This window comes from Pseudoalteromonas aliena SW19 (assembly GCF_014905615.1).
Lineage (GTDB): Bacteria > Pseudomonadota > Gammaproteobacteria > Enterobacterales > Alteromonadaceae > Pseudoalteromonas > Pseudoalteromonas aliena.
The window spans coordinates 903305-917416 of sequence record NZ_AQGU01000025.1 but is presented as its reverse complement, the minus strand read 5'-3'; the positions used below and the strand labels follow the sequence as shown (position 1 = coordinate 917416).

Annotated in this window: 12 protein-coding genes; all 12 read left to right on the top strand. The window is 40.1% G+C overall.

The annotated features are described in order from the left end of the window. The first annotated feature begins 183 nt into the window (after positions 1-183). The 12 genes from pnp (at position 184) to PALI_RS09635 (ending at position 13956) form a co-directional block, all read left to right on the top strand. A complete protein-coding gene (gene pnp, locus PALI_RS09690) occupies positions 184-2310 on the top strand; it encodes a polyribonucleotide nucleotidyltransferase (protein ID WP_193155702.1) in 2127 nt (708 codons plus the stop codon). Positions 2311-2451: 141 nt separating this feature from the next. After that, the gene (nlpI, locus tag PALI_RS09685; protein WP_193155701.1) at positions 2452-3330 is read left to right on the top strand and encodes a lipoprotein NlpI; all 879 of its coding nucleotides are present in this window, start codon (positions 2452-2454) and stop codon (positions 3328-3330) included. After that, positions 3314-4492, top strand: a complete 1179-nt coding sequence (locus PALI_RS09680) for a hypothetical protein (RefSeq protein WP_193155700.1) — start codon at positions 3314-3316, stop codon at positions 4490-4492. The genes nlpI and PALI_RS09680 overlap by 17 nt, the downstream gene beginning before the upstream one ends. A gap of 216 nt (positions 4493-4708) precedes the next feature. Then, a complete protein-coding gene (locus PALI_RS09675; RefSeq protein ID WP_193155699.1) occupies positions 4709-7501 on the top strand; it encodes a monovalent cation/H+ antiporter subunit A in 2793 nt (930 codons plus the stop codon). After that, the gene (locus PALI_RS09670) at positions 7501-7854 is read left to right on the top strand and encodes a Na+/H+ antiporter subunit C (protein ID WP_077538464.1); all 354 of its coding nucleotides are present in this window, start codon (positions 7501-7503) and stop codon (positions 7852-7854) included. The genes PALI_RS09675 and PALI_RS09670 overlap by 1 nt, the downstream gene beginning before the upstream one ends. After that, positions 7851-9368 carry a monovalent cation/H+ antiporter subunit D gene (locus PALI_RS09665; protein WP_193155698.1) on the top strand — a complete coding sequence of 506 codons (1518 nt, stop codon included), beginning with the start codon at positions 7851-7853 and terminating at the stop codon, positions 9366-9368. Before PALI_RS09670 ends, PALI_RS09665 begins: the two co-directional genes overlap by 4 nt. Then, positions 9368-9904, top strand: a complete 537-nt coding sequence (locus PALI_RS09660) for a Na+/H+ antiporter subunit E (protein WP_077538460.1) — start codon at positions 9368-9370, stop codon at positions 9902-9904. Before PALI_RS09665 ends, PALI_RS09660 begins: the two co-directional genes overlap by 1 nt. Then, on the top strand, positions 9898-10167 hold the full coding sequence (locus tag PALI_RS09655) for a K+/H+ antiporter subunit F (RefSeq protein WP_077538458.1): 270 nt from the start codon (positions 9898-9900) through the stop codon (positions 10165-10167). The genes PALI_RS09660 and PALI_RS09655 overlap by 7 nt, the downstream gene beginning before the upstream one ends. A 9-nt stretch (positions 10168-10176) precedes the next feature. Then, positions 10177-10509: a Na+/H+ antiporter subunit G gene (locus tag PALI_RS09650; protein WP_138584491.1), complete on the top strand. Its 333-nt coding sequence runs from the start codon at positions 10177-10179 to the stop codon at positions 10507-10509. A 128-nt stretch (positions 10510-10637) separates the two neighbouring features. After that, positions 10638-11135, top strand: a complete 498-nt coding sequence (locus PALI_RS09645) for a DUF2059 domain-containing protein (protein WP_193155697.1) — start codon at positions 10638-10640, stop codon at positions 11133-11135. A 141-nt stretch (positions 11136-11276) separates the two neighbouring features. Further along, positions 11277-11720 carry a MerR family transcriptional regulator gene (locus PALI_RS09640; protein WP_193155696.1) on the top strand — a complete coding sequence of 148 codons (444 nt, stop codon included), beginning with the start codon at positions 11277-11279 and terminating at the stop codon, positions 11718-11720. Further along, positions 11710-13956 (top strand): heavy metal translocating P-type ATPase, encoded by a 2247-nt coding sequence (locus tag PALI_RS09635; RefSeq protein WP_193155695.1) that lies wholly within the window; start codon positions 11710-11712, stop codon positions 13954-13956. The genes PALI_RS09640 and PALI_RS09635 overlap by 11 nt, the downstream gene beginning before the upstream one ends. The last annotated feature ends 156 nt before the right edge of the window (positions 13957-14112 follow it).

Genomic DNA, 14112 nt, shown 5'->3' with positions numbered 1-14112 from the left:
GCTAAGCTCGCATTTTAACGGTGCTTTGGTATATACTACGGCACAAGCTAAAAAGGTTTAGCTTGATTATTTACGTCATCGCCAATTGTAGTACTTAATTGATTTTAAAATAAATACAATTAAGTACTGTAATTGGTACTTTGATGGCAACTTACTTAAGAACACATTTAAGGAACATTTTAAGTGCAAGCAATTATTAAAAAATTTCAACTTGGTCAACATACAGTTACGCTAGAAACTGGTGCAATCGCTCGTCAAGCAGACGGCGCTGTACTTGCTAGCATTGGCGATACTTCAGTTTTAGTTACTGTTGTTGGTAAGCGTGAAGCACAACCAGGTCAAGACTTTTTCCCACTAACAGTTAACTACCAAGAGCGTATGTACGCTGCTGGTCGTATCCCAGGTGGTTTCTTAAAGCGCGAAGGTCGCCCTAACGATGGCGAAACACTTATTGCACGTCTAATTGACCGTCCAATTCGCCCACTTTTCCCAAGCGGTTTTGTAAACGAAGTACAAGTTATCGCGACAGTTGTATCTGTAAACCCTGAAATTCAACCTGATATGGTTGCAATGATTGGTACTTCAGCTGCACTTGCTATCTCTGGTATCCCATTCAGTGGCCCAATTGGTGCATCTCGTGTTGGTTACATCAACGGCGAATACGTACTTAACCCTACACTTAAAGAGCTTGAAGAAAGCCAACTTGATTTAGTGGTAGCCGGTACTGATAAAGCGGTACTTATGGTTGAATCAGAAGCTAATGTACTTGCAGAAGACGTAATGCTTGGCGCTGTTGTATATGGTCATGAGCAATCTCAAGCGATCATCACTGCAATTGAAGAATTTAAAGCAGAAGCGGGCAAGCCTACTTGGGATTGGACTGCACCTGAGAAAAACGTTGCACTAGCAGATAAAGTAGCTGCAATTGCTGCTGATAAAGTAGGCGCAGCTTACTTAATCACTGATAAAGTAGCGCGTAAAGAAGCACTTGGCGAAGCGAAAGACGAAGTTGTTGCTGTATTAACAGCTGAACTTGCTGAAGGCGAGTCTTTAGACAAGCAAGAAGTTGGTAAAATCTTCGGTTCACTTGAGAAGAAAATTGTTCGTGGCCGTATCGCTGCTGGCGAAAAACGTATCGATGGTCGTGAACCAGATATGATTCGTGCACTAGACGTAATGACTGGCGTATTACCGCGTACTCACGGTTCTGCAATCTTTACTCGTGGCGAAACTCAAGCGTTAGTAACAGCGACACTTGGTACAGAACGTGATTCACAGTTAATCGACGATTTAACGGGTACTCACAAAAACCACTTTATGCTTAACTACAACTTCCCTCCATTCTGTGTAGGTGAAACGGGTTTTGTTGGTTCTCCTAAGCGTCGTGAAATCGGCCATGGTAACCTTGCTAAGCGTGGTATTGCTGCTGTAATGCCAACACTGACTGAATTCCCATATTCAATCCGTGTAGTATCTGAAATTACTGAATCAAACGGTTCATCTTCAATGGCTTCTGTGTGTGGTACGTCACTTGCACTTATGAATGCTGGCGTTCCAATTAAAGCGTCTGTTGCGGGTATCGCAATGGGTCTAGTTAAAGAAGACGAAAAATTCGTTGTTCTTTCTGACATCTTAGGTGATGAAGATCACTTAGGTGACATGGACTTTAAAGTTGCGGGTACTGCTGCGGGTATTACTGCACTTCAAATGGATATCAAAATCGAAGGTATCACTCAAGAAATCATGCAAATTGCGCTTAAACAAGCAAAAGCTGCACGTTTACATATCTTAGAAGTGATGGATGAAGCGATTTCTGCTCCTTCTGAAGAGCTATCAATGTTTGCTCCTCGTATCTACACAATGAAGATCCCACAGAAGAAAATCGCTGAAGTTATCGGTAAAGGTGGCGCAACTATTCGTCAGCTTACTGAAGAAACGGGCACAACGATTGAAATCGGTGATGACGGTACAATTAAAATTGCCGCTACAGATGGCGAAAGTGCAGCTAATGCAATTAGCCGTATTGAGCAATTAACAGCTGAGCTAGAAGTAGGTACTATCTACGAAGGTAAGGTTGTACGTATCGTAGATTTCGGTGCGTTTGTAAATATTCTTCCTGGTAAAGATGGTTTAGTACATATTTCTCAAATTAGTACTGAGCGCGTTAATAACGTGGCTGATCACCTTTCTGAGGGTCAAGAAGTTAAAGTTAAAGTACTAGAAGTAGATCGCCAAGGCCGTGTACGTCTAAGTATTAAAGAAGCAATGGAATCAGCAGCACCTGCAGCTGACGCGACAACTGACGCGTAATTGCGAACTTATCAATCTAGTTATATTAGCTAGATAGTAAAAAAGGGGCTGTTTAGCCCCTTTTTTTATGCTTTAATGAAACCTTATAAGATAAGGTCTGTCTTATACTTATCGCGATATATCTAGGTATTAAGGATTTTAATGATACTCAAACATTTAGCTTTGGCATCTTTTGCTATTTTGTCTTTAAGCGCTTGCCAAACGACTACAGAATCAGAACTAACTCCGATTGTTAATGTGCCCTTTACTGCACCTTTAGTTTCTGACTTTAGAAGCGAAATAGCTATTGCACGTTATTCTGAACTACTTAATCGAGCAGACTTAAGCCCTGAACAACAGGCAAAGCTGTATTACGACCGTGGCGTATTATTTGACAGCTTAGGTATGACTACGCTTTCACGTATTGATTTTAACCGCGCAGTAAAGCTTAAGCCCGATCTTGCTGAGGTGTATAATTTTTTAGGTATTCAACATACGTTAATGCAACAATATGAAAAAGCTTATGAATTTTTCGACTCAGCATTAGAGCTTGATGAAGGGCATGAGTATGCTTATTTAAATCGTGGTATAGCGCTTTATTATGGCGATCGTGCAAGTATAGCTAAAAGTGACTTTATTGAATTTTTGGCGCGCTCTCCAAATGATCCTTATCGTGTGTTATGGCTTTATTTAGCGCAGGCTCAAGATAATAAAGAGCAAGCACTTGTAGAGCTTAAAGCGAATGCAAAAGCGCTGGATGAGTCACAATGGGCATATCAGTTAATTGCTCTTTTTGTCGGAGATATGAGTGAAAATACGTTTTTATCGGGTATAAGCGATGGTGTTAAATCAGAACAAGAATACGCGCAGCGTCTATGCGAGGCTTATTTTTACTTAGCTAAATTACATCAAGCAGCGGGTAATAACTATCTAGCAGCTGATTACTTTAAATTAGCTCTTGCAACTAACGTGCATGAATTTATTGAATACAAATATGCGCGTTTAGAGCTTGAACTAATGACAGATGAAAACGCCGGTTAATATTTTAAAGTTAGTTGGCATATTACTTTGTAGTTTACTCATAACAGCATCGAGTAATAGATCTAATGAAATTGGCTTTTGGCAGGTTTTAAATGCAAAAGCCAATCCCTTTGAAAGCTTTTGGTTATTTCCCCGTTATTTTTCGACGCATTTAAAACAACTCCCGCAGAGCACATTGGCTTTGTTAGCGCGAAACAAAATCCCTTTAGCACAATATGAATATTCGTTAACCTTATTAGGCAAGGGTCAAAGTGAAACTGCTAAGCTATTCTGGCTGCCTAGTTTAGGCAGTTTAACTTCTCAGCAAAAAATAGAATTAGCTGAGCAGTTACTTGAGCAATCGCGTTGGGGTGATCTGAAATTATTAGCTAATAACAATCGCCTTCCACGCAGTGATGTTTTGAGTCATTTAAACTTAGAAGTAGGCAGGTCTTATCGCGTTATACCTAAGCTATTTTTACAAAGGCTTGGTTTTTTATCAGTCAATCCGAATGTTGAACCAGATCCTCAATGTAGATTTAACGTTTTAATGATGAGCGATCATCGCAGCGGTCTTTATAAACTGGCTGAATTGGTAAACATTTTTGATAAGCAACCAGAGCCCGCTAAGAATGTATTTTGTTTTTCTAAGCCTATGTATGTTGCAGGGGCTATTGATTGTAATAATGAAGCCACTAAAATGGCGCAGTGCAACTGGCCGTCATCATTACTAAAAAAGCACCTTCCTGATAACTTCGATTTTATAATAATGATGCCAAAATACGGTAGCGCTAATGTGAGAAATGAAATAATGCATTTGAGCTCTCAAGCGAATTATGCGGTGTTTTTGCATGAGCTGATGCATTTTAGTGGATTTGAAGACGAATATGTTTTACCACTATCTAAACAAGCATGGTTGTGTAAAAAAAGCGGATTGGTTGCGCCTAACTTATTTATTTCTCATGGTGAAATGCCTCCAAGAGGTTGGCATAAAAGCCAAAGTTGTCAATACTATGGTGTAGCTTATAAACCAAGTGAAAAATGGTCTATTATGCAGTATCAACAATTAGGACTCTCAGCGCAATACAGGACACTTTGGTTAAAACACCTAGATATGACCAATGGTCATATCTCTCGTTACTTTGATACGCTTACACCAGCAAACAAGGCTATATTGAATTAACAATTTTTAATATTAGTTTACGGTTTTTTTATGCTTTAAAAATTGTTGTTTCTTGCTTGAAAAACATCCATATAGACCCGCTTTTTATAGACAAAATAAGTGTTTTTCAGTATAACTATAACTATTAATGTCGTTAAAAAACAGGCAGTAAAAGCATCACTTAGTTCTAAATGGGTGACGTCCTGATAAATTTATGATTATAAAAGGCCCTATATTATGACTTTGCTCTGGATACCCTTGTTATCCTTGATTGGCAGTGTTATTTCTGCATGCACAAGTAAGCTCTCTCGCAATCAAAGCGCTAGCTTAACGGCTCTTGCGCCTTTAACTGCTTTGGGGATTACTCTATACCATGCACCTGCGGTATTAGCGGGCGAAACTATTCGTTATTCTTTGGCTTGGATCCCTTCAATCGGTCTGGATTTATCGCTGCGATTAGACGGCCTCAGTTTATTGTTTATGTTTATGATTTTAGGCATAGGCTTGCTTGTTATTTTATACACTCGTTACTACCTCAGCGCTAATGACTCCATGGCCAAACTGTACAGTTATTTAATGCTGTTTATGACCGCAATGCTTGGCATTGTGATGTCAAATAATGTTATTCAACTTTGGTTATTTTGGGAATTAACCAGTATTAGTTCATTCTTGTTAATTAGTTTTTGGTGGCATAAATCGGAAGCACGCAAAGGCGCGCGTATGGCACTGGCTGTTACAGGTGCGGGCGGTTTAGCGTTACTTGCTGGGTTAATGTTACTCGGAGATATTGTTGGTAGTTACGACCTTGATGTTATTTTAGCAAGCAAGGCGATCATTCAATCGCATGAGTTATACGAGCTAGCATTGGTATTAGTGCTACTAGGTGCGTTTACAAAATCGGCACAATTTCCGTTTCATTTTTGGCTACCACATGCAATGGCTGCACCTACGCCAGTAAGTGCGTATTTACATTCTGCGACTATGGTAAAAGCCGGTATATTTTTATTGGCGCGTTTTTACCCTGCTCTAGCGGGTACCGAGACGTGGTTTATCCTAGTGGGATTAACGGGTTTAGCTACGTTGTTATTTGGTGCTTATATTGCGCTCTTTAAACATGACTTAAAAGGGTTGTTGGCGTATTCAACAATAAGTCATTTAGGTTTAATAACGCTGTTGTTAGGTCTTGATACTGAGCTTGCGACCGTTGCAGCCATTTTTCACATAATAAACCACGCAACATTTAAAGCCTCACTCTTTATGGCAACGGGTATTATTGACCATGAAACAGGCACGCGTGATATGCGTAAGCTCAATGGGATGTGGCGATACTTACCTTACACAGCAACACTCGCCATGGTTGCTGCAGCTGCAATGGCCGGTGTACCGTTGTTAAATGGTTTTTTATCCAAAGAAATGTTCTTTGCAGAAACCTTGCACCAGCAAGTACTCGGCTCTATGTCCTGGTTGATCCCAGTGTTGGCAACGGTTGCTGGTGCATTAGCGGTTGCGTATTCAGCACGCTTTATTCATGATGTGTTTTTTAATGGTGAACCTATTGATTTACCTCGTACACCACACGAACCACCGCGTTATATGCGTGTACCAATAGAAATATTAGTCGTGATTTGTTTATTGGTAGGCATGTTTCCACACTTTACTATTGACGGTATTTTATCGGCTGCGTCTTTAGCCGTACTTGGCAAAGAAATGCCTGTTTATGAATTGGCTATTTGGCATGGATTTAACTTACCACTGTTGATGAGTGCAATGGCTATTGTTGGTGGTTTGTTTATTTACATTAATCGTAAATACCTATACCAATTTCAAGCATCGTTACCCCCTCTTAATGCTAAGAAAACATATGAGCGGGTGATCTTAACCGTCATTGCTTGGTGTCAGTCAAAAATAAATAGCACAGAAAATGGCTCATTGCAGCGCTACCTTGTAATTATGTTAGTTGTCGTATTATTGTGTGCAGGTTGGCCATTATTTGAAATGCAGCAATTGGCCGGTAGTATGCCGCGTACTCCTGTTGATGTGCACAATGCGATTGGTGCAGGCTTGTTGATTATTGGTGCCCTCGCTACAGTTCTTTGGCACCGTTCTCGAATGGTATCGTTGTTAATGCTATCCATTGTGGGGCTAATGGTGTCGGTTTTATTTACACGTTTTTCGGCACCTGATTTAGCGCTTACCCAACTAACAGTTGAGGTTGTGACTATTATTTTGCTTATGCTGGCGTTGTTTTTCTTACCGCAGTATACGCCCAAAGAATCGAGTTCATTACGAATTCTACGAGACCTAGCAATAGCCTCTACACTGGGAGTCGTTATTGCGAGCATTTGTTATGCGCTACTTACTCGTCCATTAGATTCAATCTCCGACTTCTTTATCGCTAATGCAAAAATAGGTGGTGGGGGTACCAACGTGGTTAACGTTATTTTGGTCGATTTTAGGGGCTTTGATACACTTGGTGAAATTACGGTATTGGGTATCGCTGCTTTAGGTATATTTAAAGTACTCTCTAGAATTCCATTATTTATGCCAGCCAGTGACGGCGAAGGCCGCCCATGGGCACGAGAGCGTCATCCAATATTGCTGGCGAGTATTTCACAAAGCTTACTACCACTTGCGTTATTAGTCTCTGCGTATATTTTCTTACGCGGTCATAACTTACCAGGTGGTGGATTTATTGCTGGGTTAGTAACATCTATCGCGTTTATTTTACAATACATGGCGCATGGTACTTCATGGATAAATGAACGCTTTGATGTTAATTACCGTAAAATTATAGCTTCAGGTATTGGTATTGCACTATTTACCGGTGTAGGTAGCTGGTTCTTCGATAAGCCATTTTTAACGACGTGGTTTGATTACTTTGATATTCCATTTATCGGTAAAACAGAGCTTGCCAGTGCAATTGTGTTTGATTTAGGTGTATACCTCACTGTTGTTGGCGCTACGCTAATGATTTTAGCAAGCTTAGGTAATATGACGGCAGATACCCAGAAAAAAGAGGTAAATATTTAATGGAATTATTGTACGCATCTTGCGTTGGAGTATTAGTCAGTTGCGGTATATTTTTACTGCTAAGAGCTCGTACGTTCCCTGTTGTACTTGGGCTTACTATGATTTCATATGCTGTGAACTTGTTTTTGTTTTCAGCAGGGCGTCTTACTATTAATAAAGCGGTAGTACTTGGTACAGGCGCAGAATATGCCGATCCGTTACCACAAGCATTAGTGCTTACTGCTATTGTAATTGGTTTTGCGATGACTGCATTTGTGGTTATTTTGGCAATACGTGGGCGCGCCGACTTAGGTAGCGACCATGTTGATGGTTACGTGCCTAATGCATCTACTGACAGTAAGGAGCAAAAATGATTCAACATTTAGCTTCTTTGCCTATTTTACTCCCCATGCTAACGGCGGTTATTTTACTGCTTCCGCCATGTGGTAAAAGCGTTAAAATCCGTCGTATTGTCTCAAGTGTAATGGCAATTATTACTTTTGTTGTGAGTGCGCTGCTATTAATGCATGTTCATCACACGGGTATTAATGTTTACGCGATTGGCAATTGGTCTGCACCATTTGGCATTGTGTTAGTAGCCGATATGCTATCTACTTTGTTGGTCGCGCTAACTTCCTTTTTAGGGCTGGGCGCTATTTTATATGGCAGTGCTGGCGATGACGAAAAAGGTAGCTTTTTTCATCCGCTTGTCCACTTTCTAGTCTTAGGTGTGAATGGTGCATTTTTAACGGGTGATTTGTTTAATTTATTTGTATTTTTTGAAGTACTGCTTATTGCTTCATATGCATTACTTATGCATGCGGGAGATAAACAAAATACACGTGCTGCGCTGCAGTATGTAATATTAAACTTAGTTGGTTCAAGCGTATTTTTAATTGGTTTAGGGATTTTGTATGGTGTATTAGGTACGCTTAATATTGCAGATATGGCTCATAAAGTTTCGCTTCTTACTGGTGACGATGTATACCTAGCAAAAGCCGGTGGTTTATTACTACTGGTTGTATTTGCCTTAAAAGGGGCGCTGTTACCGCTGCATTTATGGCTTCCAAATACATACGCAAGTGCTAAGCCCGTAGTTGCTGCTCTATTTGCTATTATGACCAAAGTAGGTGTTTACGCTATGTTACGTGTATACACGGTTGTATTTGGCGAACAAGCCGGTGCACTTGAGCATGTTGCGCAACCTTGGCTTTGGGGTTTAGCAATTGCAACTATTATAGTGGGTGCAATTGGTGTTATAGCATCGCAAGACTTACGAAAATTAACTGCCAACCTAGTATTGGTGTCGGTAGGGACACTCGTTGCACTCGTTGCACTGCAAAATGTAAATGCCACCGCTGCGCTTCTGTATTATTTAGTGCATTCAACACTTGTATGTGCAGCGCTATTTTTACTTGCTGATTTAATTGCCACACAACGAGGTAAAGTAGCCGATAGGCTTGTAGCAGGGCGTTCAGTTAAACAGCCTTTTTTATTAGGCGTATGCTTTATTATTGCTGCGTTAACCGTCGTTGGTATGCCACCTTTATCGGGATTTGTGGGTAAAATTTGGATACTTAAAGCAACATTAAACAGTGAACAGGCCCTTTTGTTTTGGCCTGTATATCTAGTAACTAGCTTTGCACTATTAATAGCACTTTCTCGAGCAGGCACTAGCTTATTTTGGGAGTGTAAAGATAAACGCAGTGAAAGTGCTGAATATAAAAATGCTCGTTCACTGCAAGTAATCGTAATTCTAGGGTTATTAGCATGCTCTCCATTAATGGTTATTTTTGGCGGACCAATTAGCGAATATATGATGGCTGCTGCGACTCAGTTACATGACATAAATGGCGGTATTAATGCAGTACTTAAAGGAGGCATGTGATGAGATTACAAGCTCGTTTTCGCTGGCTACCAACGCCATTTCGTAGTTTGTTTTTATTTATAGTGTGGCTGCTATTAAATAATAGCGTGTCGGCTGGGCACTTGGTATTAGCAACGTTTTTTGCAATATCTATTCCTTTACTCAGTTTTTCATTTCGAGATCCGCAACCACTTATTTTAAAACCAGGCTTAGCGTTTAAACAATTACTCATTGTGCTTTACGATATTATTGTTGCAAACTTACAAGTGTCTTTGCTTATACTAGGGCCATCTAGAAAGTTACGTCCAGCGTTTATAAAAGTACCTATAGATTTAACCCATGACATGCCAATTACTATATTGGCAAGCTGTGTGTCGTTAACGCCAGGTACGGTGAGCGCTGAGGTCTACCCTATTAATGAAGCGCTAGCTGAAGGTGATGAGACAACACAGCGTTTTTTACTGATACATGTACTTGATCTAAAAGACGAAGAAGCACTTATAAAGCAAATAAAACAGCGCTACGAAGCTCCATTAAAGGAGATATTTAAATGTTAGATATCGTATTACTCATTGTTTTTTCAATGATTGGATTGTCGTTACTACTTAATTTATGGCGACTTATTATAGGCCCATCAGTACCCGATCGTGTTTTAGCGCTCGATACTATGTATATTAACGTTATTGCTTTAATTATTTTGTATAGCATCAGCATGGGAACCGGACTTTACTTTGAAGCAGCCTTGCTAATAGCTATGCTTGGCTTTATTAGTACGGTAGCAGTATGTAAGTATTTACTACGTGGCGATATAATCGAATAAGGTGAAAAGATGATTAGTGAATGGGTTGTATCAATTTTATTATTGTTTGGCGGAACGTTTATTTTAATTGGCTCTATCGGGTTAATTAAATTACCAGACTTTTTTATGCGTTTACATGGCCCAACAAAAGCAACAACGTTAGGGATGGCGAGTATCTTAATTGCCGCTATGGTATTTTTTGCTAATACAAAAACTGGCCTTAGTGTTAAAGAAATACTCATTACGATTTTTTTATTAATCACAGCGCCAATTAGTGGCTATATGTTAATTAAGTCTGCAATACATCATAAACTTAAGGCTAAAGAGGGCACCAAAGGCCTCGATAATATTGAAGATAGCTAACTCCTATCACTGCTTGTTTTTAAACCCGAATAACGTTAATTTATTCGGGTTTTTGCTATTTCCTCCCATTTACAACTGTATTAAATCATGTGAGTATTAAGGCCTTAAAAGCACAAAAGGATATTATTATGGGTAAGGCACTACTTCTTTCATTATTTATTTTTTCAAGCAGCTTATATGCAGCACAAACACCAAAACAGCAAAAAATAGATGAACTGATTAATGTAATGAACATGGATTCTATGGTTGACTCTATGTATGCTCAAGTAGAAGGCATGATGAAAGGTATGTCTGATCAGATGGGTGTCAAACCGTCTGAGCAAGCTATTTTTGATAAGTACTATGGCGATATGACCGATGTATTAAAAACAGAAATGAGCTGGGCTAAAATGCAGCCAACAATGGTTAATGTTTACGATAAGCATTTTAATGAAGAAGAAATTAGCGACATGCTCGCATTTTACAAAACTAAAACTGGGCAAGCTATTCTTGCTAAAATGCCAGTGGTAATGCAAGAGTCTATGCAAATGTCACAAAATTTAGTGCAAGGTGCTATGCCTAAAATCCAAGCTTTAGCACAACAACTAGGCGAAGAACTTCAACAAAGTCGTAACGAATCGAACTAACTTTTAAGCGCCTTAGGCGCTTTTTCTTTCAGCCCCCAGATTATGTTTATGCCATTATTTATCTAGTTTAAAAATAGCCATTGACCTGTGTGTTACACCTAGGTTTATTATGACGCTATTGGAAAGCGACGGAGCTAGATTATGTATGTTAAACAACTCGCCAAATTAATGAACGTGACTGCAGACACTGTACGTCATTACACACGTGTAGGGTTATTGAATCCTGTACGCAGTGCAGAAAATGGTTATCAAGAATATACAAAGCAAGACCAGCAACGTTTAAAGTTTATTATTAGCGCCCGCCAACTTGGTTTTTCACTCAAAGATATTCAGCAAATTGTAGATGAGTCAGAGCAGGGGAATTGTCCATGCCCATTAACACGTAAACTCATAGCTAAACGCTTAGAAGAAACCGAAGTACTGTTTCAAGAAACATTAAAACTACGAAACCGAATGCATGCAGCCATAACGCAATGGGAGACATCAGTCGATGGTGCAAATGCCAGTGACGTGTGTAGTTTAATAGAATCGTTTGTTGATCCAATAAACGATTCCGTAAATAAGGAGCAGCGTAATGACGATTAATACAAAAGACACCGCGCAAAACTTTATTATTGAAGGCGCTAATTGCGGCAGTTGTGTGGCCAAAATTGAAAAAGCTCTCAATAGTGTACAAGGTGCACAAAATGTAGAAATGAACTTTGCAGAGCGCACAGTACGTGTAGAAGGTAAAGCCGACGAAACCACCCTTATTAACGCAGTTAAAAATATTGGTTACTCAGCTAAGCCAATGAGTAATGAGTCCGATCAAGATACACTTGATGAAAAAGCAAAGTTGGACGCGGCACATTACAAAAAGCTAATGCGTAATATGATATTAGCGCTAGGGGTCGGTGCGCCGTTAATGATATACGGGCTTATTTTTGACATGAGTGTGACCACGGACACACAAAGAATAGCCTGGTTTTTAGTGGGTATCGTCACGCTTGTGATTATGGCTATATCAGGTAAGCAATTTTACAACGGCGCATGGCAGGCATTTAAAAACCATGCTGCGAATATGGATACATTAATAGCACTTGGTACAGGTACTGCGTGGTTGTATTCAATGTTCGTAGTAATAGCACCAAACTTATTACCACAAGTCGCAAGACACGTATATTTTGAAGCATCATCGATGATCATCGGTTTAATTAGTTTAGGGCTCGCTTTTGAAGTAAAAGCACGTGGGCGCACCTCACAAGCAATTAAACGCTTAATTGGCCTGCAACCAAAAACGGCACGCGTAATTCGTGGTGGCGAAGAGCAAGACATCGACATTAGTGATGTTGTAAAAAATGATGAAGTACGCGTACGCCCTGGTGAAAAAATCCCTGTTGATGGCGATGTTATTGAAGGCAGGAGTACGGTTGATGAGTCAATGCTTACTGGTGAGCCAATGGCTGCCCGCAAAAAAACGGGCGACAAAGTCGTTGCCGGAAGTATTAATAAAAGTGGTACTTTATTATTTAAAGCCACGCACCTTGGTAGCGAAACCACACTTGCTAATATTATCAATATGGTAAAGCGTGCACAAAACTCTAAGCCATCAATAGGGCGCTTAGCCGATGTTATATCAGGCATATTTGTCCCAACAGTTATGATTATTGCAGTACTTGCGGGCCTTGCATGGTTAAACTTTGGACCTGAGCCATCAATTGCTTATGCCGTTGTTGCGGTAACTACGGTACTTATTATTGCTTGTCCTTGTGCGTTAGGACTCGCAACCCCTATGTCGGTTATGGTGGGTATTGGTAAAGCCGCTGAGTCAGGAATATTAATTCGAAATGGTGAGTCGCTGCAAACGACATCTAAAATCACCACCATGATTTTAGATAAAACAGGCACTATTACTCAAGGCACACCGCAAGTTACCGATGTAGTTACCTTTAACAACAGTGATGAAAATACAGTAATGCAACTTGTTGCAAGCCTTGAAAGTAGCTCAGAGCATCCACTGGCAGAGGCAATTACGGCACACGCTAAAAAGCAGGGCTTAGCTTTAAGTAAAGTAGCTGACTTTAACGCAATTACAGGTAAAGGTGTAGCCGGCAGTGTTGACGGGCAAACATTGTTGTTTGGTAATAAAACGCTAATGGATAAATACGATGTAGCCGTTGATGATGCAACCGAGCAAGCTCAAACACTTGCCAGTGATGCTAAAACGCTCATGTATTTTGCAAGTAATAATAAGCTCCACGCTATTATTGCAGTAGCAGATCCTATCAAAGAGGATTCAGTTGACGCTATTAAACGCCTGCAAAATAAAGGTATCCACTTAGTTATGCTAACAGGTGACAACAAAGCCACTGCACAAGCCGTTGCTAAGCAAGTTGGTATTGATGACTTTATTGCAGAAGTAATGCCCGATGACAAAGTAAACGAAGTAACAAAGCGTCAAGCAAACGGTGAAATAGTGGGTATGACCGGTGACGGTATTAACGATGCTCCCGCACTTGCGCAAGCCGATGTAGGGTTTGCAATTGGCACAGGTACCGATGTTGCAATAGAAAGTGCAGACATTACCTTAATGCGTGGTTCGTTACATGGACTTGCTGATGCAATTGCAGTGAGTAATGCAACTATTTCAAATATTAAACAAAACCTATTTGGTGCCTTTATTTATAACGTGGCGGGTATTCCGATTGCAGCCGGCGTGTTGTATCCATTTTTTGGCATACTACTAAACCCTGTTGTTGCAGGTGCAGCTATGGCACTTTCATCGCTTACAGTGGTAAGTAACGCTAATCGCTTACGTTTTTTCAAACCAAATAAATCGTAATTTAAGCTAAGGAGTACATTATGTTGATGATTAATATAGGTGGTGCACTGTTAATAGCCGCAATTATTTATTGGTTTTGGCTATACAAACCAGAGCGTGTTGACCTTTCGTGATTGATTTTGCAGCTGACTGTTTGGTTTTTAGGCAAGGCTGAGC